The organism is Burkholderia sp. Bp9142 (assembly GCF_003853415.1).
Classification (GTDB): Bacteria; Pseudomonadota; Gammaproteobacteria; order Burkholderiales; family Burkholderiaceae; genus Burkholderia.
In genome coordinates this window covers 93099-114477 of the sequence record NZ_QTPP01000007.1, presented here as the reverse complement: position 1 = coordinate 114477, position 21379 = coordinate 93099, and the positions used below count along the sequence as shown (strand labels likewise).

Here is a 21379-nt window from a genome sequence, read left to right as displayed (position 1 = left end):
TTGAGCGGGTACGGCACCGAGAGGAGCACAAAACGGGTAGGCTGCGGCTCCCCTGGCTTCGCGCCAGTATAGGAGCCGCGAGCACGCGGTCAAGCGGGGGCGAACCCGAGGTGATCCGCCCCTTGTCGCGTGGTTGCACCGGCATGCCGCCGGTGCATGACACGTCAGATCGCGAACGAGGATTCGCGTGCGCCCGTCGTTTCTTTCAAGGCTTTCACCCACTTGCGCGCGGGCAGCTTCAGCGTGTCCTCGATCAGCTTCGCGCGTGCTTCCAGCTGCGCGAACGACACGTCGAGCGCGGGGCCCGAGAACGCGATCGCGATCCGGTTGCCGTCGTGCACTTCCGGCAGCGCGATCACGCGATGATCGAACGCCGCGTTCAGGTGCTTCATGTTGCGCACGAAGCTCGGATGGTCGCCGAACAGGTTGATCGTCGCGATGCCCGCGTCGGCGAGGCAGCCGCGCACCGCGCGGTAGAACGCGACGCTGTCGAGCACCGGGCCGCGTGCGGTTGCATCGTACAGGTCGATCTGCAGCGCGCCCGTCGTGCCGCGATTGGCCGGGTCGTTCACGAAATCCCATGCGTCGGCTTCGTGCACGACGAGGCGCGTGTCGTCGGGCGGCAGCGCGAACATCGTGCGCGCCGCGACGATCACGGCCGGGTTCAGTTCGACCGCCTCGACCTTCGCGTGCGGCAGGAAGCGGTGCGAGAACTTGGTCAGCGCGCCGGTGCCGAGCCCGAGCTGGACGATTCGCTCGGGCGTTTCGAGGAACAGCAGCCACGCCATCATCTGCTGCGCGTATTCGAGCTCGATGTGAAGCGGCTTGGAAATCCGCATCGCGCCCTGCACCCATTCGGTACCGAAGTGCAGGAAGCGCACGCCGCGCTCCTCCGAGAACGTGACGGGCGCGAAGCGCGGCTTGCGCGGCGCATCGAGGACGGGCACGTCGTCGTGTTCGTCGATCTCCGGGCGGCGCTTCACGCGCGGCGGCTGGAGCTTTTCGGAACCGTTGTAGGCGGACGGCTTGCGTTTTTTGAATGCGCGCGCCTCGGCGGACGCGCGCTTGATCAGTCGGGTCATGTTGAATCTCGCTGGGTGATGCTGGATGAGCGGACGAGAGGATAGCATTGGTGGGGGATGGCGGCCGCCGGGCGAGCGCACGGCAGATCGGCCGGCCATTCGGTCGACTTGCATGCGATTCGGGCATACGGGATAATGCATCGCAATTGCGATGCAAAAGAGGCCACGATGAAAACTGCGACTTTTCCGTCTGTCCGGGTCGAACCGGAATTGCGCGATGCCGCCGAGAATGTCCTTGAAGAAGGCGAAACGCTGTCGAGCTTCGTCGAGCAGTCGATTCGCGAAGGCATCGAACGTCGACGTCTCCAAAGCGAATTCATTGCGCGCGGTATGGCGTCGCGCGACGAGGCTCGACGCACCGGCGAGTATGTGTCGTCGGCCGAAGTGCTGGAGAGACTGGGTCGACGACTCGATACGCTGCGTGACAGGAAGCGGCAGACTCGATGACCTATACGGTTCGCTTTACGTCCGCGGCATCGGACGACCTGGACCGGCTTTATGCTTTCGTCGTCGACCGCGACGATGCGGAGGTCGAACGGGCCGAACGTGCACTGGCGGCCATCGTTTCAGGAATCGCCACGCTCGAATCGTCTCCGTTCACCTGCCGTAAAGTCCATCCGTCCATGCCGTTTCTGCGGGCGTTGATCATTCCATTCGGGGCATCCGGCTACGTCGCATTGTTCGAGATCGATGACAGTCGCACGGTGACGATCCTCGCAGTGCGCCACCAACGAGAAAGCGACTACCACTGACGACGTGGCGCCACATGGCCCCGAACGACAAAACTGTCTGGTTTCCGGCGAAGCGCTACAGATGGGGATGGGGGTTGCTGGTCGCGTGGCAGGGCGTCGATCGCGAATCGCCCGCCACTGCACCAGCTTCTGCTCGAACGACAGCATCGCATTCGCCGGGCTCGCGAGCCGCGCGTCATACGCGAGCGCGTGCAGCCCCGGCTCGCCAAGCACCGCGCCGAGCAACCGCCCGAACGGATCGATGATCCGGCCGATTCGACATCGAACCGGAACCGCCTCGGCTCGCCTGCCCGCCCTGGACCCGGTGCGTCGTTTCCGTTCATTCAAGATTCGCGGTTCCGTGCCGATATTCCCGAACGGAGGCCAAAATCGAATTCCACCAGACAAGACCTCAGGTGCCCATCCGCCGATCGCGCATCGGGCCGCATTGTTTTACAGTCCCCGTGTAAGCCGATTTTAATAATCAGAGGTAGTTCAAATATGCGCAACGTTGTCCGTACAGTCGGCCTGATCACGCCAATTGTGCTACTGGCCGCTTGCTCGATGGTTGCTCCGCCGTATTCCCCTGCTGTCGACAATATCCAGTCGCTCAAGAACGCCGCTACGGCACACGCGAAAATCGGCACGTTCGAATCCCATGCGGATACCACCAATCGGTACCCGGTCCCGTTGCGCGCCAACCTGATGAAATCCCCGGTTGGGGATTCGTTCGGCGCCTATCTTGCCGACGCCATGACGAAGGAATTGCTGTTGGCCGGCAAGCTCTCGCCGCAAAGCGATGTCGAGATCAAGGCGACGCTATTGGAAAACGACATCGACGTCGGCATGGCAACCGGCGCCGCGAGACTGTCGGCGCGCTTTATCGTGATGCGCGCCGGCGCTGTGCGCTACGACAAGGTCAAATCCGCGCGCACGCAATGGGATTCGGCGTTCGCGGCAATGATTGCCGTACCGAAAGCACGCGAAGAATATCCGCTCGCCGTACAGAAGTTGCTCGGCGAGCTATACGCCGATCCCGCCTTCCTCGAGGCAATTCAATAACGTTACCCACCACGCTACGAGAGACCCAGCACAATGGCATTGATTCGAATGATTGCAGCCGCAACCGTGGTCGCGGCATTATCCGGCTGCGCGCACGAAATTTCGCTGACCGGCGACGCGAACAAAATTCCGGCCCTGTCGGCACCGCCACTCGACAAGACGGTGGGTCTTGTCATCACGGATGATCAGTTGTCGCGGGAAGTGATTACGCCCGGCGGGGGAGGCGACAAGGTGAGCTATCGCCCATACCACGACCTTGAATTGCCGATTTACATCGGTCTCGGCCACGTATTCAAGAATGTGACCAAGCTCAAGAGTGCGCCCGACGCAGCAACGATTCAGGCCAAGCATCTCGATTACGTGATCACGCCGACGATCAAGACGACGTCGTCGTCCCCCAGCCCGTTCACGTGGCCGCCCACGGATTTCTCGGTCTCGCTCGCCTGCACCGTCGCGGACCCGGGCGGTCAGACCGTGGTCACCGCGGACGTGACCGGTACCGGCCACGCAGAGTTCAGCGAATTCAAACGCAACTTCGGCCTTGCCGGGCAGCTTGCCACGGCCGATGCGGTGTCCAAACTGCAATCCGCGCTGGCAAAGGCGCCCGAGTTGCAAAAGTAAGTACCGGCACGGTGCGGCTGCGCCGCACTGCCCACGCGCGCCTCAACCGAGGCGATCGCGGTGCTACCGATCCTGGAATGCGCATTCGCCGCCGCGGTCAGCGGCGGATTCCCTGCCAAACGACGAGCTTCTGATCGAAAGAAAGCATCGCATTCGCCGGGCTCGATGACGGCAGCACGAGCGTCTCGTACCCGGCCTGGCCGATCACGTCGGCAAAGCGCCCCGCCGTCTTGCCGTTGAAACACACTTTCTTCAGCAACGGCGCATGCTCGCGCAACGACGCGAAGTCGTTCGGCTTCGCGTTGCGGATTGCCGAATCCAGACTGCCCTGGCGATGGCACGCATCGAGGACATCCCAGATGCCGATGCCGTGCTTTAACACGCGCTCGAGGCGCACTTCATAAGCCAGCTCGTGCAGCCCGGGCTCGCCGAGCACCGCGCCGAGCAACCGCCAGAACTGATTGCGCGGATGCGCGTAGTACTGCGCGGCATCGAGCGACGCCTCGCCCGGAAAGCTGCCGAGGATCATCGTGTGCGTATGCGGCGCGACGACCGGCGGAAAGCCTTGCAGCATCACACGGCTCCGCGCGGCACGGCGGACCCCGGCCCGTCGCCGTGCGCATCGAGATGCCGCCACAGCGCCGGCAGCATGCACTCGGTGACCATCAGCGGCTTGCCGTGCCGCTGGAACACCGAGCGCCGCGCGGCAAACGCATGGGGCGCCCGCGCACCCTGCAACGCATGGCTCGCGAGCGTATACAGCGGATGACCGGCGATCACGCGCCGGCTGACGAGCACCGAGCGCTCGACCTGCGGATCGCTGTACAGCAGCTCCGCGAGCGGCCGCGTGCGCAACCGCCGCATCGCCTGCCAAACGCCCTTGCTGGCCGCGAGCGGCGCGATGCTGTGCGCGGCGACGTACGGCGTGCCGTCCACCGACAGGATCACCTCGCGCACCCACATCGGCGCGCGCGGCGCAGTGTCGAGCGCGTCCGGCTCGTCGAACCACGGACAGTCGACGGCCTCGCGCGTCACGCGCACGTTCACGCTGCCGAGCCGCGCGAGATGCGCGGTCAGCGAACCGCCGCGCGTCAGCCAGTCGCGCTGGTCGAGCGTGCAGCCGGGCCGGGGCGTCTCGCGCCAGCCCGCCCGCGCACCGTCGAATCGCATCCGCGCGTTCACGCGGTGCGCGACAGCAGCAGCGCGTTGGTCCGCTTCACGAAGCTCGCCGGATCATCCAGCATTCCGCCTTCGGCCAGCAACGCCTGGTCGAACAGCAGGTGGCACCAGTCGCCGAAATTGGCGCCGTCGGCGTTCAGCTGCTTCACGAGCGCGTGCTCCGGGTTGATCTCGAGGATCGGCTGCATCGCCGGCGCGTTCTGGCCAGCCGCCTTCAGCATCCGCTGCAGGTAGCCGCTCATGTCGTTATCGTCCGCGACGAGACACGACGGCGAATCGGTCAGCCGGAACGTGACACGCACTTCCTTCACCTTGTCGCCAAGCGCTTCCTTCATCTTCTCGACAACCGGCTTGATCGCCTCGCCCGCCTGCTCCTGCGCCTTCTTTTCCTCGTCGTTCAGCTCGCCGAGGTCGAGATCGCCACGGGCGACGCTCGCGAGCGGCTTGCCGTCGAATTCATGCAGGAACGACAGCATCCATTCGTCGACGCGATCGGTCAGCAGCAGCACCTCGACACCCTTCTTGCGGAACACCTCCAGGTGCGGGCTGTTCTTCGCGGCCTGCCACGTATCGGCGGTCACGTAGTAGATCTTGCTCTGCTCGGGCTTCATGCGCGACACGTAGTCGGCGAGCGACACGTCCTGCGCGTCGGTGTCGCCGTGCGTCGATGCGAAGCGCAGCAGCTTCGCGATGCGCTCGCGGTTCGCGTGATCCTCGCCGAGGCCTTCCTTCAGCACCTGGCCGAACGCGCTCCAGAACGTCTTGTACTTCTCCTTGCCGGCATCCTCTTGCGCGTTCGCGAGTTCCTCGAGCATCGACAGCGCGCGCTTCGTCACGCCTTCGCGGATCGCCTTCACGTCGCGGCTTTCCTGCAGGATTTCACGCGACACGTTCAGCGGCAGGTCGGCCGAATCGACGACACCCTTCACGAAGCGCAGGTATTGCGGCAGCAGTTGCTCGGCGTCGTCCATGATGAACACACGCTTCACGTACAGCTTCAGGCCGCCGCGGTAGTCGCGGTTCCACAGGTCGAACGGCGCGTGCGCCGGCACGAACAGCAGCTGCGTGTATTCGCTGCGGCCCTCGACGCGATTGTGCGTCCACGTGAGCGGATCCTGGTGGTCGTGCGCGATGTGCTGGTAGAACTGCGTGTACTGCTCGTCGGTGACGTCGCTCTTCGAACGCGTCCACAGCGCGCTCGCCTGGTTGACGGTCTCGTCCTCGTCCTTCAGGACCATCTCGCCCTTTTCCTGATCCCACTCTTCCTTCTGCATCAGGATCGGCAGCGCGATGTGATCGGAATACTTCTGGATGATCGACTTCAGGCGATGCGACGACAGCAGTTCATCCTCGCCTTCGCGCAGGTGCAGCGTGATCGCCGTGCCGCGCTGCGCGCGCTCGATCGCGTCGATCGTGAAATCGCCCTCGCCCGCGCTTTCCCAGCGCACGGCTTCGTTCGCCGGCAAGCCGGCGCGGCGCGTCTCGACGGTGATCTTGTCGGCGACGATGAAGCCCGAGTAGAAACCGACGCCGAACTGGCCGATCAGCGCCGCATCCTTCTGCTGGTCGCCGGACAGCTTCGTGAAGAATTCCTTGGTGCCCGAACGCGCGATCGTGCCGAGGTTCGCGATCGCCTCGTCGCGGCTCATGCCGATGCCGTTGTCGTCGATCGTGATCGTGCGTGCGGCCTTGTCGAAGCCGATGCGGATGCGCAGGTTCGGATCGCTTTCGTACAGCGCGTTGTCCGCGAGCCCTTCGAAACGCAGCTTGTCGGCCGCGTCGGACGCGTTCGACACCAGTTCGCGCAGGAAGATTTCCTTGTTGCTGTAGAGCGAATGAATCATCAGGTGGAGGAGTTGCTTGACCTCTGCCTGAAAGCTCATCGTTTCGTGTGCCATGGATGCTGTTTCCTCTTACTTGAACTTGAATGGTGTGGCGCGGGCGCCCGGCGCGCGATGCCGGCGGGCCCGTCAAGGACGACCGCCTGGCGCAAGCGGTTTGCGCCGGTATCTGGGGACGGGCGGCCGGATTTCAAGGGGCGGCGTGCCGCCCCATCACGACGCGCGCCGCGCCGCCGACTCGATATAGCGCGCGAGAAAGCCCGGCAGCGCCGGATCGCCGCAGTTCGCGACGTTGAAGCGCGTCCACGTCGACGACGACTGTTGCGGCGAGAACAGGCTCCCCGGCGTCAGCAGGAACCCTTCCTCGTGCGCGGCGGCCGCGAGCGCGTCCGAATCGACGCCCGTGTCGGCCCACAGGAACATCCCGGCCGCCGGCATCGTGAAGAGCCGCAGCCCGGTGCGCTCGAGCATCCGCGCGGTCTTGTCGCGCACGCCGTCGAGCCGCGCGCGCAGCCGCTCGACGTGGCGCCGGTAATGCCCTTCGGTCAGGATCTTGTAAAGCACGCGCTCGTTGAGCTCCGGCGTCGTCATCCCGACCAGCATCTTCTGGTCGGTGATCGCCTTCGCGATCTCCGGCGCGCAGGCGACATAGCCGACCCGCAAATTCGCCGCGAGCGTCTTCGAATAACTGCCGAGGTAGATCACGCGCTTCAACTGGTCGAGGCTCGCGAGTCGCGTCGCCGGATAGCTCGGCGGGCACAGGTCGCCGTACACGTCGTCCTCGACGACGAGGAAGTCGTACGCCTCCGCGAGCTTCAGGATCCGGAACGCCTGCGCGGCCGACAGCGACGTGCCGGTCGGGTTCTGCAGCACCGAATTGATCACGAGCATCTTCGGCCGCCACATCTGCACGAGCGTCTCCAGCGCGTCGAGATCCGGGCCGTCGGGCGTATACGGCATGCCGACGAGCTGCGCGCCCTGCGACGCGAAGCGGCCGAACATCTGGAACCACGCGGGATCGCCGACGATCACCGCATCGCCGGGCTGCACGTAGATCCGCGAGATCAGGTCGATCGCCTGCGTGATGCCCGACACCAGCACGAGCTGCTCGGGCTTCGCGCCGATCTCGACTTCCGCGAGCCGCGTCTGCAATTGCTGGCGCAGCGGCAGGAAGCCCTGCGCCGTGCCGAAACCGAGCATCTGCGCGCCGGACTGGCGCCCGAGCGCACGCAGCGCGCCGGTGATCAGCTCGCCGTCGAGCCAGCGGCCCGGCAGGTAGCCGAGACCCGGCCCTTTTTCCGGACTGACGGTGTGCAGCATGTTGCGCAGCAGCCAGACGACGTCGATCGTGTTGTGCACCGGCGCGGCCTCGGCCACGCGCACCACGTTGTCGGCCGGTTGCGGGCCGGCGGCCGTGCGCTCGCGCACGTAGAAGCCCGAGCCGCGCCGCGAGTCGAGGTAGCCCTGCGCGACGAGCCGTTCGTACGCCTCGACCACGGTGAAGCGGGACACGCTCTTGTCGAGCGCGAGCTTGCGGATCGACGGCATCCGCATGCCGGGCCGGAACACGCGTTCGTCGATGCGGCGCCGCGCCCACTGGACAAGCTGGTCGACGAGCGTGAGCGTGGCCGTATCATGCGGCGCGGGAATCTGGGCGAGAGGGACGGTGGACATGGGCGGCGGCTCGAACTGTACCGAAGGCTATCGCGCCGATTGTACCGTTACTGTGCCGGTGCCGACGATTACAGTTGACCGCAATGGCGATCGTGCGGCCGCCGTTCCGGCCCTGCCGCACGCGGGGCGGCACCGCCGGGCGTGCATCGCGGCCCGGGCACCGGCCGGCCGCGCAACGGCCCGGCGCTTCGCCCGCCCACCATGACACTTGCGCTTCCCGACCGACGTTCATGCCAGCCCGCTCCCTGACCCTCGACCATCTCGTGATCGCCGCGCGCACGCTCGACGACGGCGTGCGCCATGTCGCCGACGCGCTCGGCATCGAACCGGCCGGCGGCGGCCGCCACCCGCTGATGCGCACCCATAACGCGCTGTTCGGCGCGTGGGGCGGCCTGTACCTCGAAGTGATCGCGATCGATCCCGACGCCCCCGCCACCGGCGACGATGCCGCACCGCCGCGCGCGCGGCTGTTTGCCCTCGACGACCCGGCGATGCACGCACGCCTCGCGCAGGGCCCGTTCCTCGCACACTGGGTCGCGCGCGTCGACCGCCCGCGCCAGCTTGCGCTGTGGCGGAGCCAGTACCCGAACCGCATCGCGCCGGTCGTCGCGATGCGGCGCGGCGACCTGAGCTGGGGCCTCACGGTGCCCGACGACGGCGCGTTCCCCGCGTGGCAAGGCGCCGGCGACGGCCTCGTGCCGTCGCTGATCCAGTGGGACAGCCCGCGCCATCCAGCCGAATCGCTGCGCAATGACGGCGTCGCACTGAAGACGCTCAAGGGCATCCACCCGCGTGCGGATACGGTCCGCGAGCAGCTCGACTGGCTCGGCGCCGGCCATCTGCTCGACCTCGAAACCGGCGACGGCCCGCCCGCGCTCGTCGCAGAATTCGACACGCCGCACGGGGCACGCACGCTGCGCTGACCGCCCGGCCCCCCTCGATTACACGAACCCTGCAATACGGAGACACCCAGTCCATGAATTCGCGCGAAACCCGGGGCATGCTGCTCGGCCTCATCGGCGTGATGATCTTCAGCCTGACGCTGCCGATGACGCGGATCGTCGTCTCCGAACTCAATCCGCTGCTCAACGGGCTCGGCCGCGCGCTCGCCGCGGCGGTGCCGGCCGGCCTGCTGCTGTGGTGGCGCCGCGAACGGCTGCCGACGCGCGCGCAGCTGAAAAGCCTCGCGGTCGTATCGGCCGGCGTGATCATCGCGTACCCGGTGTTCTCCGCATGGGCGATGAAAACCGTGCCGGCGTCGCACGGCGCGGTCGTAAACGGGCTGCAGCCGCTGTTCGTCGCGCTGTACGCGGCGTGGCTGTCGCACGAACGGCCGTCGAAGGCGTTCTGGGCCAGCGCGCTGGCGGGCAGCGCGCTCGTGATCGCGTTCGCGCTGCGCGACGGCGGCGGCACCGTGCAGGCCGGTGATGCGCTGATGCTCGTCGCGGTCGGCATCGGCGCGCTCGGCTATGCGGAAGGCGCGCGCCTCGCGCGCCAGATCGGCGGCTGGCAGGTGATCTGCTGGGCGCTCGTCGTGTCGGCGCCGTTCCTCGTGCTGCCGGTCGGCTGGCTCGCGTGGATGCAGCACGTCGCGCACCCGGCCCCGCTCGCGCTGCGCACGTGGCTCGCTTTCGGGTACGTGACCCTCTTTTCGCAATTCATCGGCTTTTTCGCGTGGTACGCGGGGCTCGCCATGGGCGGCATCGCGCGCGTCGGCCAGGTGCAGCTGCTGCAGATCTTCTTCACGATCGCCTTTTCCGCGCTGCTGTTCGGCGAAACGGTGACGCCGTCGACGTGGCTGTTCGCGGCCGCCGTGATCGCGACCGTGATGCTCGGCCGGCGCTCGGCGGTGGCCACGGCCCCGCGTCCCGCTCGCGCCGGTTGATGAGGTGCGCCATAATGATCGTTTTGCCTGAACGGTTTTGCCCACCCGGCCGCGACGGCCCGATCGCGCTCCCGCATGCCCACCCGGCCGCGTCGACGCGATCTGCCTGACCGACCTTTCTTGACTGACCACGATATCCGAACGAGGAGACTATGAATCCGAGCGACCTGCATCCGCCGCACTGGCAGCTTTCCGAACGCGCCCGCAAGCTGACGAGCTCGGCGATCCGCGAGATCCTGAAGGTCACGGAACGCCCCGAGGTCATCTCGTTCGCAGGCGGCCTGCCCGCTCCCTCGACGTTCCCGGCCGAACGCATGCGCGACGCGGCCGACCGCGTGCTGCGCGATGCGCCCGCCGCCGCACTCCAGTACAGCGCGACCGAAGGCTACCTGCCGCTGCGCGAATGGATCGCCGAGCGCTACAGCGTGCGCGTGTCGCAGGTGCTGATCACGACCGGCTCGCAGCAGGCGCTCGACCTGCTCGGCAAGGCGCTGATCGACCCGGACAGCCCGATCCTCGTCGAAACCCCGACCTACCTCGGCGCGCTGCAGTCGTTCTCGCTGTACGAGCCGCGCTACGTGCAGGTGCCGACCGACGAGCAGGGCCTGCTGCCCGAAGGCCTCACGCCCGACCTCACGCAAGGCGCGCGCCTGCTGTACGCGCAGCCGAACTTCCAGAACCCGACCGGCCGCCGCCTGCCCGTCGAGCGCCGCCGCGCACTCGCCGCGTTCGCGCAGACGAGCCCGTTCCCGGTGCTGGAAGACGACCCGTACGGCGCGCTGAACTACCAGGGCGAGCCGCTGCCGACGATGCTGTCGATGGCGCCGGACCACGTCGTGCACCTCGGCACGTTCTCGAAGGTGCTCGCGCCGGGCCTGCGGATCGGCTACATCATTGCGCCCGAGGAACTCCATTTCAAGCTCGTGCAGGCCAAGCAGGCCACCGACCTGCACACGCCGACGCTCACGCAGCGCATCGCGCACGAAGTGATCAAGGACGGCTTCCTCGACGAGCACATCCCGACCATCCGCCAGTTGTACGGCGCGCAATGCGAAGCGATGCTCGCGTCGCTCGCGCGTCACATGCCGGAAGGCGTCACGTGGAACCGCCCGGACGGCGGGATGTTCATCTGGGTGAACCTGCCCGCGCAGATCGACAGCATGAAGCTGCTCGAGGCCGCGGTCGCCAACCATGTCGCCTTCGTGCCGGGCGCGCCGTTCTTCGCGAACGACCCGCAGCAGAACACGCTGCGCCTGTCGTTCGTGACGGTGCCGCCGGAGAAGATCGAGGAAGGCGTCGCACGCCTCGGCAAGCTGCTGCGCGAGCGTCTCTGATCCCCTTTTTCCCTGTCACGACTCTCTACGAGGAATCGAACACATGGCTAACGTCTACGACAAGCTGAAGTCGCTCGGCATCGAGCTCCCGACCGCCGGCGCACCGGCTGCCGCCTACGTGATGAGCGCGCAAAGCGGCAACACGGTCTACCTGTCGGGCCACATCGCGAAGAAGGACGGCAAGGTCTGGGCCGGCAAGCTCGGCGCCGACCTGCAGACGGAAGACGGCAAGGCGGCCGCGCGCTCGATCGCGATCGACCTGCTCGCGACGCTGCACGCGCACACCGGCGACCTGAACAAGGTCACGCGCATCGTGAAGCTGATGAGCCTCGTCAACTCGACGCTCGACTTCACCGAACAGCACATCGTCACGAACGGCGCGTCGGAACTGATCGCCGACGTGTTCGGCGACGCAGGCAAGCACGCGCGTTCGGCGTTCGGCGTCGCGCAGATTCCGCTCGGCGCGTGCGTCGAGATCGAGCTGATCGCCGAAGTCGCGTGAGTCGCGTAACACGACCGTCACGATGACCCGCCGCCGCGTCCGCTTCAAGCAGGTCGACGTCTTCACGTCGGTGCCGTTCAAGGGCAACCCGCTCGCCGTCGTGTTCGACGCCGACTCGCTGGGCGACGACGACATGCTCGCGATCGCCCGCTGGACGAACCTGTCGGAAACGACGTTCGTGTGCACGCCGACCGATCCGCAGGCCGATTACCGCGTCCGGATCTTCACGCCGGGCGGCGAACTGCCGTTCGCCGGCCACCCGACGCTCGGCACCGCGCACGCGTTCCTGGAAAGCGGCGCGCGGCCGCGCACGCCGGGCCGGCTGATCCAGCAATGCGGGGTCGGCCGGGTCGAACTGCGCGATCAGGCCGATGGCTGGGCATTTGCCGCGCCGCCGGCGCGGTTCACGCCGCTCGACCGTTCGGACTACCCGGCGCTGGCGGCCGCGTTGCGCAGCGACGCGATCGATCCGGATGCCGAACCGTGCGCGGTCGACAACGGCGCGCCGTGGCTCGTCGTGCGGCTCGCGTCGGCCGAGGCCTGCCTCGGCCTCGCACCCGATCCGGCCGCGCTCGAGGCCATCACCCACCGCTACGGCGCGCACGGTCTCGCGGCGTACGCGCCCCACCCCGACGGCGGCCCCGCGACGTTCGAAATTCGCTGCCTGATGACGGGCGGCGGTTTCGGCACCGGCGAGGATCCCGTCACCGGCAGCGCGAACGCCGCGCTGGCCGGGCTGCTGAGCCGCCAGCAGCGCCGCCCCGGCACGTCCTATACGGCCCGCCAGGGCACGGCGATCGGCCGCGACGGCCGCATTGCCGTCCGCTATGACGACGACGGCACGATCTGGATCGGCGGCCACGTCGTGACGATCGTGGACGGCACGTTCCAGGCACCCGTCTGACGTTTCGCCATGTGCGATGGCGCCGGCCCGGCCGGCGCCCTACGGTTCCCCCGGCTATCGCAAAAACGTTCCAGCCAGTAATATCGGGCCTAATCCGTCGCTTCGGCGGGTCTGTCCATGGTTGCGCATCCCGCGAACGAACAGACGCCGGTGCGACCCCAACCACAGCCGCCCATCCTGAGAGGGTGGCGCACGCGAGCAGGACGCCGCCCTCTTCGATGAGCTCCGCCCGGTCAAACCACACGCCGCCGAACCGACCGCTACGCGCGCCGCGCAAGTCGCGCCGCCGCGCGCTGTTCGCGATCCCGCTGCTCGGGATGCTGGCGCTCGCGCTGCTGTGGGCGGTGATCATCGCGCGGCTGTCGGTCGAAAAGGACAGCGCGTACAAGGAAGCGGCGGCATCCGCGGCGATCCTGTCGTCCGCGCTCGAACAGCACACGGTCAAGGCGATCCACCAGGTCGACCAGATCACCCGCTTCGTCAAGTTCGAATTCGAGAAATCGCCTGCGCGCTTCAACCTCGCGAGCACGGTCGAAAAAGGCGTCGTGCCGAGCGACACGCTGATCCAGGTCTCGCTCGTCAACGCGAAGGGCATCCTGTTCGCGAACACGGCCGAACGCCATCCGCATCCGATCAACCTGGCCGACCGCGAGCACTTCAAGGTCCACCTCGCGCACAACGACGACCGCCTGTACATCAGCAAGCCCGTGCTCGGCCGCGTGTCGAGCCACTGGACGCTGCAGATGACGCGGCGCCTGAACAACCCGGACGGCAGCTTCGCGGGCATCGTCGTCGTGTCGGAAGACCCGAGCTACTTCACGAACGACTTCTACAACAACGCGGCGATCGGCAAGGAAGGCGTGATCTCCGTCGTGTCGGACACGGGCGCCGTGCTCGCGCGGCGCACCGGCTCGCTCAACAACGCACCGGGTGCGTTCTCCGCATCGGGCGTCTACCCGATCGCCGAGCGCGTGACGGGCACGATCATCGACCCGATCGACGGCGTGACGCGCATCGTGTCGTACCGCCACCTCGACGGCTACCCGCTCGCGGTGATGGTCGGGCTGTCGCAGACCGAGGAATTCGCGGACTACTACCACACGCGCAACGTCTACCTGCTGATGACGAGCTTCATCACGCTCGCGATGCTCGCGTTCTTCAGCGTCGCGACGGGGCTGATCGGCAAGCTGCTCGGCCGCGAGCGCGAGATGACCCAGCTCGCCGAATACGACCTGCTCACCGGCCTCGCGAACCGCTACGCGACGCTGCGCGGGCTGCGCAACGACGTGGCGATGCCGGCCAGCCTGTCGCGGCTCGGCCTGCTGTTCATCGACCTCGACAATTTCAAGACCGTCAACGACACGCTCGGCCACAACGCGGGCGACATCGTGCTGCAGATGACCGCGTCGCGCCTGTCGGATGCCGTCGGCGACGAAGGATCGCTCGCGCGCATCGGCGGCGACGAGTTCGTGGTCGTGATGAAGGGCGACGACGTGGAACGGCGCGCGGTGCGGCTCGCGGAAGCGATCATCCGGATGTTCGGCGCGCCGTTCGACGTGCGCGGCAGTTCGTTCGTGCTGCACGCGAGCATCGGCATCGCGCTGCACACCGTTGCGAACGAAAGCGAGATCGATCTGCTGAAGAAGGCCGACCTCGCGATGTACAGCGCGAAGGACGCCGGCAAGAACTGCTATCAGTTCTACGCGCCGCACCTGTCGCACCGCGCGGACCACCTGATGCGCTGGGAACAGCAATTGCGCGTCGCGCTCGCCGAAGGGCAGCTGTTTCTCGCGTACCAGCCGAAGATCGACCTGACGCACCGCACGATCACCGGCTTCGAGGCACTCGCACGCTGGGACCACCCCGAGCACGGGATCATCTCCGCGAACGAATTCATTTCGATCGCCGAATCGACGGGCCTGATCGTGCCGATCGGCGACTTCGTGATCCGCACCGCGTGCGCGCAGATCGCGCGCTGGCGCGACGACGGCCACGACACGCTGACGCTCGCGATCAACATCTCGCCGGTGCAGTTCTGGCGCGGCGACCTGATCGAGACGATTTCGCAGGCGCTGCAGGACACCGGCATCGACGCGAACCGCCTCGAACTCGAGATCACCGAGACCGCGATGATGGAATATCCGGAGCTCGTGTCCGAGAAGATCGTCGCGCTGAAGAAGCTCGGCATCCGGATCGCCCTCGACGATTTCGGCACCGGCTATTCGTCGCTGTCGTACCTGCATCGGTTCTCCGTCGATACGCTGAAGGTCGACCGCTCGTTCGTGCAGGCGATCCCGAACGATCGCAGCGTGTGCGTGATGGTGTCGTCGATCGTGCATCTCGCGCGCTCGCTCGGCCTGACGGTGGTCGTCGAAGGCACCGAAACCGAGGAGCAGGTCGCGTGGCTGTCCGCGCTCGGCGAGATCGAAGCCCAGGGCTTCCTGTTCTCGCGCCCCGTGCCGGCCGACGCGATCCCCGCGCTGATCGCGCGCTTCGGCGTGCGCGGCGACCGGCCGAACGTCCTCACGCACCGCGCAACCGGCAGCACGGGCGCCTGAGCCCGCAACACGCACCGCACGTGTTGCGCGGCACACCGATTGTTTCGGCTTCCAATCCGGTTGTTTAGTTCGTTTACTAGCGTTTTCGCGCATGGCAGTGTCACGATGCCCGGTGGACAATCGGGAGGGCCATCGCGTCGGCGGGCCGCCGGCACATCCCCCCATGCGTGAGACCAGGCCCAGCACCAACTGCACAATCATGACCACCGTCGAAGTCGAAGCGGCCGAACGTGTCGAACAGGCACAGGCATCCCTGTGGACCTTGTTCAAGGTCATCGCCGGCATTTCCGCCGTCTCGTGGGGCGGGCTCTCGATGATGGCGCAGCTCGAACGCCATTACGTCGACCGGTTCCAGCGCATCGAACCGCACGTCTTCGCCGATCTCGTCGCACTCGCGTGGCTCGTGCCGGGCCCCGTCGGCTGCAATGTCGCGGTACAGGTCGGCCAGACGCTGCACGGCCGCACCGGCGCGTGGGTTGCCGGCATCGCGAGCGTGCTGCCGTTCTCCATCCTGATGACGCTGTTCGCGATCTTCTACCGCACGCCGCTCGTGCGCTCGCTCGCCGCGCCGATGCTGATCAATCACTTCGGGATGGTGCTTGCCGCGCTGATCGGCGTCACGTGGCTCAGGCAGCTGCGCACGCTCGCGCGCACGCGGCTCGAACAGCTGATTGCCGCGCTATCGACGATTCTGCTTGCTTTCGCGCATAGTCCGGCCGCTTTCGTCGGGATTCTGTTCGCTGCGTTTGCAGCCGGCTGGCTCACGGGGCCGCCGCAGGACGACACGGTCGATTTCACGCTATCGAAGCGTGACCGCAACCTGCTCGTGCTGCTGGCGATTCTCGTCGCGCTGTTCGCGTTGCCGCTGCCCGGCGACTACCAGATGACGCTGCTGTGGCCGCGGCTCGCCGGCGCCGGCATGACGCTGTTCGGCGGCGGCTTCTCCGCGCTGCCCGTGCTCAAGACGCTGTTCGTGTCGCCGGCAACCGGCATCTCCGATCACGACTTCACGCTCGCGTTCGCGCTGTCGCCGGTGTCGCCCGGACCGCTGCTGAACGTCGTGCCGTTTCTCGGCTACCTGACCGACGGCTGGGTCGGCGCGCTGCTCGCGACCGCCGCGCTGTTCATTCCGTCGGGATGCCTCGTCGTGTTTGCGCACAACCACCTGCTCCGGCTCAAGCGCCATTCGCGCTTCGAGCACGGAATGCGCCTGCTGCGTGCGGCGACCACGGGCTTTCTCGTCGTCGCCGTCGTGAAGATCCTGCATCGCGAACCGGCCGATGCCGTCTATTGGGTCACGGGCGCCTTTGCGACGCTGTGCTTCGCGCGCTTCAAGGTGCCCGTGTATGCCGTCTACGGTGCGGTCGCGATCGCGTGCGGCGTATGGCTGTGGGCGGCCGCGCACTGACGACCGGCCCCGATCGCGGCCATCGCCGGCCGCTTGCCGCTCAGCCCGCCTGCACCGCGACGCGGCGTGCGGCCCAGCGTGCCCGCAGCGCGTCGTACGCGAGGTTGAAGCAGAACGTGTAAGGCAGGAAGAACAGCACGATGCCGAGGTCGAGCAGCAGCGCCTCGACGAGGCTCACGTCCAGCCACCACGCGGCGACGGGCACCACCATCGCGACGAGGCCGAGCTCGAACGCGAGCGCATGCGCGATCCGCATGCCGAGCGTGCGCGTGAGGCCCGCGCGCCGCTCGAAACGGTCGAACAGCGTGTTGAACGTCATGTTCCAGGCCATCGCGATCAGCGACACCATCACCGTCAGCACGCCGACGTGCGACACCGGCATGTCGAGCAGCCATGCGCCGATCGGCGCGCACAGCGCGATCGCCACCAGCTCGAACGTCAGCGCGTGAACGAGGCGTTCCGCCACCGTTTTGTTCGTATGTTTCATGATTCCCTCCGATGCGTTTGTCCAGCTCATGCCGACCATTTTGATCGGCAAGACCGTACGAATCCAGTTTGTTATCATCGGTTTTACCGATATAACACCATGAGGTCCGCCGCGTGCGCCACGCCCCCGAAGCCCTGCTCGCCTTCGCCGAAGCCGCGCTGCTCGGCTCGTTCACGGCCGCCGCGCGCAAGCTCGGCAAACGCCAGTCGACGGTGTCCGAAGCGATCGCGAACCTCGAGATCGACCTCGGCGTGCAGCTGTTCGACCGCTCGACGCGCACGCCGACGCTGACCGATGCCGGCCGCGCGCTGCTGCCTCAGGTGCAGCGCGCGCTGGAGGCCGGCGCGGCGATCGACCGCACCGCCGCGCGGCTCGCGCAGGGCGAGGAAGCGCGGCTGACGCTCGTCGTGTCCGATACGTATCAGTCGAAGCGTTACGAGGAAACGTTGATGGCACTCGAGGGGCGCTTTCCGGCGCTCGAACTCGAATGCCAGATCGCCGAGCACGAGGACGTGCTCGACCTGATCCAGCAGGGCCGCGCCCAGCTCGGACTGATGGCCGCGCGCGCCGTCTACCCGCCCGATATCGGCGCGGCGACGGTGGCGGAGGAATCGGAGATCGGTCTGTTCGTCGGGCGCACGCACGCGCTGGCGGCGTACGGCGACGCCGACGTGCCGCATGCCGCGTTGCGCGACGCGCGCGAGCTGCGGCTCAACACGTACGTGAAACCGGAGGATCGCGGCGCCGACGACCGGATCGTCGTCGGCACGCAGCGCTGGCTCGCGCCGAGCTATCTGATGCTGCTGGAGATGGCCGTGCTGGGGTTCGGCTGGGCCGAGCTGCCGCGCTGGATGGTCGAGCACTTCGCGCGCGACCGGCTGTGCGAGCTGCGCTCGCGCGGCTGGCCGCGCCGCGTCAGGGTCGATGCGGTCTGGTCGCGCAACCGGCCGCTCGGCCCGGCCGGCGCGTGGCTGCTCGACGCGATGCTGGCCGCCTAGCGGCGCGCGACACCGCGCCTGCCGCGGGCGCCGGCCGGCGCCGCAAGGTCAGCGATGCGTGATCACAGGCCGCGCGACAGCACGGCCGCGCCGATCGTCACGACGCCGAGCACGAGGTTGACGACGACGAGCAGGCGCACCGCGTTCACGGCGCGCGCGCCATCGGGCCAGTTCTGCGCCTGCACCGCGCGGCGGATGCGCGGGAACAGCGCGAAGCGGATATGGCCGAAGATCAGCATCATCACGACGCCGAGCCCCGCCATCGCATGCAGCGTCCACGTCGCGTGCGCGCCGCCGAACTCCATCAGCAGGAATCCGCCGGACAGCAGGATCACGATCACCGAGCCCGACACCCAGTTGAAGAAACGGCCGAACACACCCTCGATCAGCGGCAGCCGGAGCTGCGGCGTCAGGTCGGACAGCGCCGGACGCAGGCAGAAGTTCGCGAAGACCATCCCGCCCACCCACACGGCGACGGCCAGCAGATGAAGAAACAGCGCGACGGCAACAGCGTGGGACATAGCGGCAATCCTGTTATGGGTTGAATGCAACGAACAGCCGCGTCACGCGCGGTCTCGAGCGACGTTCGACCGGCGGGCCGCCGCTCGGTTCAGAGCCCTGGCGGCATTTCACAATATTTTGCAAGTTCCGCGTGACGGCGCCACGCTCGCTTACCAGAATGCGCCGCCCCAAAAAGAACAGGCCGCACGCCCGCCGAAGCGGAGGTGCGGCCCTCGATGCCGGTCGAACCGGCCACCGGATGCGGCGTCAGCCGAGCAGCGGACGCAGCTCGTTGACGACCTTGAGCTTCGTTTCCGGCGCGCGGCCCTTGCGTGCGCGCTTGCCGATGTGCGGCGCGAGCCCCGCGTACGACAGCGTTTCGTCCTGCGCCTTGCCGCCGCGACCGGTGCCGATCAGCACGACGCCGGCCGGGTCGATCGCGAGCGCCTGCACGAGCGTTTCCTTGTCGTCGAGCGCCATCAGGATCACGCCGCGACCGCCGCCCGACAGCGTCTTCATCTCGTCCATCCCGAACACCAGCAGACGGCCGCCGCTCGACAGACACGCGACCTGCGTCGCGTTCGGCAGCACGGGCATCGGCGCGAGCGGCACCGCGCCCGCATCGATGGTCATGAACGACTTGCCGGCCTTCACGCGGCTCACCATGTCGCCGACCTTCGCGAGGAAGCCGAAGCCGTTGCTCGACGCGAGCAGCAGTTGCTGGTCGGCCGGCGCCGCGTAGTAGTGCATCAGGTGCGAGCCCGATTCGAGCTCGATCAGCGACGTCACCGGCACGCCGTCGCCGCGCCCGCCCGGCAGCACCGACACGTCGACCGAGTACACGCGGCCGCTGCTGCCCCACGCGATCAGGCGATCCGGCGTGCGGCACTGGAACGCCGCGTACAGGTGGTCGCCGGCCTTGAACGTGAAGCCGGCCGGGTCGAGCCCGTGGCCCTTCAGCGCACGCACCCAGCCCTTCTGCGACACGACGACCGTCACCGGCTCGTCGACGACCTTCGCCTCGAACGTCGCGCGCTTTTCCTGCTGGATCAGCGTGCGGCGATCGTCGCCGTACTGCTTCGCGTCGGCCTCGATCTCCTTGATCATCAGCCGCTTCATCGCGCTTTCGTTCGCGAGCAGTTCCTCGAGCTTCGCCTTCTCGTCGCGCAGCGCGTCGAGTTCCTTCTCGATCTTGATCTTCTCGAGCCGCGCGAGCTGACGCAGGCGGATTTCGAGGATGTCTTCCGCCTGGCGGTCGGAGAGGCCGAACGCGCTCATCAGCGCGGCCTTCGGCTCGTCCGCCTCGCGGATGATGCGAATCACCTCGTCGATGTTCAGGAAGACGATCATCCGCCCTTCGAGGATGTGGATGCGGTCGTCGACCTTCGCGAGGCGATGGCGGCACCGGCGCGTCATCGTCAGCTGGCGGAACTTCACCCATTCGTCGAGGATCGTCAGCAGGCCCTTCTGGCCCGGCCGGCCGTCGGCGCCGATCATCACGAGGTTCAGCGTCGCGTTCGACTCGAGGCTCGTGTACGCGAGCAGCGTGTTCACGAATTCCGTCTGGTCGATCGTGCGCGACTTCGGCTCGAACACGAGCCGCACCGCCGCTTCCTTGCCCGACTCGTCGCGCACCGCGTCGAGCAGGTCGAGCATCGCCTTCTTGGTATTGAGCTGTTCGGGCGTCAGCGTCTTCTTGCCGAGCTTGAGCTTCGGGTTGGTGAGCTCCTCGATTTCCTCGAGCACCTTCTGGCCCGACGTGTTCGGCGGAAGCTCGGTGACGACCAGTTGCCACTGGCCGCGCGCGAGATCCTCGATCTTCCAGCGCGCGCGCACCTTCAGGCTGCCGCGGCCGGTCTCATAGGCCGCCGCGATCTCGGTGTCGCTCGAGATGATCTGGCCGCCGCCGGGGAAGTCCGGGCCCGGGATCAGGCTCACCAGCTCCGCGTGCGAGAGCTTCGGATTGCGGATCAAGGCGACCGCCGCCGCCGCGACCTCGCGCAGGTTGTGCGACGGGATTTCGGTGGCGAGACCGACCGCGATGCCCGACGCACCGTTCAGCAGCACGAACGGCATGCGGCTCGGCAGCGTCTTCGGTTCCTCGAACGAGCCGTCGTAGTTCGGCATGAAGTCGACCGTGCCCTGGTCGATCTCGTCGAGCAGCAGCTTCGAGATCGGCGTGAGCCGCGCTTCGGTGTATCGCATCGCCGCCGCGCCGTCGCCGTCGCGCGAGCCGAAGTTACCCTGCCCGTCGATCAGCGGATAGCGCAACGAGAAATCCTGTGCGAGACGCACGAGCGCGTCGTACGCCGACTGGTCGCCGTGCGGGTGGTATTTACCGAGCACGTCGCCGACCACGCGCGCCGACTTCACCGGCTTCGCGTCCGGGCCGAGGCCCATTTCGTTCATCGCGAACAGGATCCGGCGCTGCACCGGCTTCTGGCCGTCGCACACGTCGGGCAGCGCGCGGCTCTTCACGACGCTGACCGCGTAGCTGAGGTACGCCTGCTCCGCGTAGTTGCCGAGCGTCAGCGCGTCGCTCTCGGGCGCGTCGGGGCTGGCAAAGAGATCGGAAGTGTTGTCGTCCATCTGAATTCCGTATTCGTAAGTGG

20 protein-coding genes are annotated in these 21379 nt (G+C 67.2%); 12 read left to right on the top strand and 8 right to left on the bottom strand.

What is annotated here, in order from left to right; translation table 11 throughout:
• Positions 1 to 164: 164 nt before the first annotated feature.
• Complete coding sequence (locus DIE22_RS10465) at positions 165 to 1082, bottom strand: spermidine synthase (protein WP_124498090.1); 918 nt, start codon at positions 1080 to 1082, stop codon at positions 165 to 167.
• Positions 1083 to 1250: 168 nt separating this feature from the next.
• On the opposite strand from DIE22_RS10465, the gene DIE22_RS10460 reads away from it, so the two are divergent.
• From DIE22_RS10460 to DIE22_RS10440, 4 genes are all read left to right on the top strand, one after another.
• Complete coding sequence (locus DIE22_RS10460; RefSeq protein WP_124498089.1) at positions 1251 to 1529, top strand: YlcI/YnfO family protein; 279 nt, start codon at positions 1251 to 1253, stop codon at positions 1527 to 1529.
• Positions 1526 to 1834: a type II toxin-antitoxin system RelE/ParE family toxin gene (locus DIE22_RS10455; RefSeq protein WP_124498088.1), complete on the top strand. Its 309-nt coding sequence runs from the start codon at positions 1526 to 1528 to the stop codon at positions 1832 to 1834. Before DIE22_RS10460 ends, DIE22_RS10455 begins: the two co-directional genes overlap by 4 nt.
• 480 nt (positions 1835 to 2314) lie before the next feature.
• Entirely contained in the window at positions 2315 to 2875 is a 561-nt protein-coding gene (locus DIE22_RS10445) for a hypothetical protein (RefSeq protein ID WP_124605048.1), read from the top strand.
• A gap of 33 nt (positions 2876 to 2908) precedes the next feature.
• Positions 2909 to 3496 (top strand): hypothetical protein, encoded by a 588-nt coding sequence (locus DIE22_RS10440; RefSeq protein ID WP_124498086.1) that lies wholly within the window; start codon positions 2909 to 2911, stop codon positions 3494 to 3496.
• Between the two features lie 97 nt (positions 3497 to 3593).
• Here DIE22_RS10440 and DIE22_RS10435 read toward each other — a convergent pair whose 3' ends face one another.
• From DIE22_RS10435 to DIE22_RS10420, 4 genes are all read right to left on the bottom strand, one after another.
• Positions 3594 to 4070 carry a DNA-deoxyinosine glycosylase gene (locus DIE22_RS10435; protein WP_124498085.1) on the bottom strand — a complete coding sequence of 159 codons (477 nt, stop codon included), beginning with the start codon at positions 4068 to 4070 and terminating at the stop codon, positions 3594 to 3596.
• Positions 4070 to 4666: a chorismate lyase gene (locus tag DIE22_RS10430; protein ID WP_124605047.1), complete on the bottom strand. Its 597-nt coding sequence runs from the start codon at positions 4664 to 4666 to the stop codon at positions 4070 to 4072. The genes DIE22_RS10435 and DIE22_RS10430 overlap by 1 nt, the downstream gene beginning before the upstream one ends.
• 8 nt (positions 4667 to 4674) lie before the next feature.
• A complete protein-coding gene (gene htpG / locus DIE22_RS10425) occupies positions 4675 to 6573 on the bottom strand; it encodes a molecular chaperone HtpG (protein WP_124605046.1) in 1899 nt (632 codons plus the stop codon).
• Positions 6574 to 6729: 156 nt separating this feature from the next.
• Positions 6730 to 8190, bottom strand: coding sequence for a PLP-dependent aminotransferase family protein (locus DIE22_RS10420; protein ID WP_124498082.1), 1461 nt, complete (start codon positions 8188 to 8190; stop codon positions 6730 to 6732).
• 230 nt (positions 8191 to 8420) lie between these two features.
• On the opposite strand from DIE22_RS10420, the gene DIE22_RS10415 reads away from it, so the two are divergent.
• The 7 genes from DIE22_RS10415 (at position 8421) to DIE22_RS10385 (ending at position 16781) form a co-directional block, all read left to right on the top strand.
• Positions 8421 to 9113 (top strand): VOC family protein, encoded by a 693-nt coding sequence (locus tag DIE22_RS10415; RefSeq protein ID WP_124605045.1) that lies wholly within the window; start codon positions 8421 to 8423, stop codon positions 9111 to 9113.
• 53 nt (positions 9114 to 9166) lie between these two features.
• The gene (locus DIE22_RS10410; protein WP_124605044.1) at positions 9167 to 10075 is read left to right on the top strand and encodes a DMT family transporter; all 909 of its coding nucleotides are present in this window, start codon (positions 9167 to 9169) and stop codon (positions 10073 to 10075) included.
• 152 nt (positions 10076 to 10227) lie between these two features.
• Complete coding sequence (locus DIE22_RS10405) at positions 10228 to 11409, top strand: PLP-dependent aminotransferase family protein (RefSeq protein WP_124498079.1); 1182 nt, start codon at positions 10228 to 10230, stop codon at positions 11407 to 11409.
• Positions 11410 to 11443: 34 nt separating this feature from the next.
• Positions 11444 to 11911, top strand: a complete 468-nt coding sequence (locus tag DIE22_RS10400) for a RidA family protein (protein ID WP_409364633.1) — start codon at positions 11444 to 11446, stop codon at positions 11909 to 11911.
• Between the two features lie 22 nt (positions 11912 to 11933).
• Complete coding sequence (locus DIE22_RS10395; RefSeq protein ID WP_124498077.1) at positions 11934 to 12815, top strand: PhzF family phenazine biosynthesis protein; 882 nt, start codon at positions 11934 to 11936, stop codon at positions 12813 to 12815.
• A 218-nt stretch (positions 12816 to 13033) separates the two neighbouring features.
• Entirely contained in the window at positions 13034 to 15373 is a 2340-nt protein-coding gene (locus DIE22_RS10390) for an EAL domain-containing protein (protein WP_124498076.1), read from the top strand.
• Between the two features lie 199 nt (positions 15374 to 15572).
• Positions 15573 to 16781, top strand: coding sequence for a chromate transporter (locus DIE22_RS10385; protein ID WP_124498075.1), 1209 nt, complete (start codon positions 15573 to 15575; stop codon positions 16779 to 16781).
• Positions 16782 to 16821: 40 nt separating this feature from the next.
• Here DIE22_RS10385 and DIE22_RS10380 read toward each other — a convergent pair whose 3' ends face one another.
• On the bottom strand, positions 16822 to 17268 hold the full coding sequence (locus DIE22_RS10380; RefSeq protein WP_124498074.1) for a multidrug/biocide efflux PACE transporter: 447 nt from the start codon (positions 17266 to 17268) through the stop codon (positions 16822 to 16824).
• Between the two features lie 113 nt (positions 17269 to 17381).
• Between DIE22_RS10380 and DIE22_RS10375 the strand changes: the two genes are divergently transcribed.
• Complete coding sequence (locus tag DIE22_RS10375) at positions 17382 to 18266, top strand: LysR family transcriptional regulator (protein WP_124498073.1); 885 nt, start codon at positions 17382 to 17384, stop codon at positions 18264 to 18266.
• Between the two features lie 62 nt (positions 18267 to 18328).
• Here the strand turns inward: DIE22_RS10375 and DIE22_RS10370 are convergent, their stop codons facing one another.
• Together DIE22_RS10370 and parC are read right to left on the bottom strand one after the other, a co-directional pair.
• Positions 18329 to 18787 (bottom strand): CopD family protein, encoded by a 459-nt coding sequence (locus tag DIE22_RS10370; protein ID WP_124498072.1) that lies wholly within the window; start codon positions 18785 to 18787, stop codon positions 18329 to 18331.
• 247 nt (positions 18788 to 19034) lie between these two features.
• On the bottom strand, positions 19035 to 21356 hold the full coding sequence (gene parC / locus DIE22_RS10365; protein WP_124605043.1) for a DNA topoisomerase IV subunit A: 2322 nt from the start codon (positions 21354 to 21356) through the stop codon (positions 19035 to 19037).
• Positions 21357 to 21379: the final 23 nt, after the last annotated feature.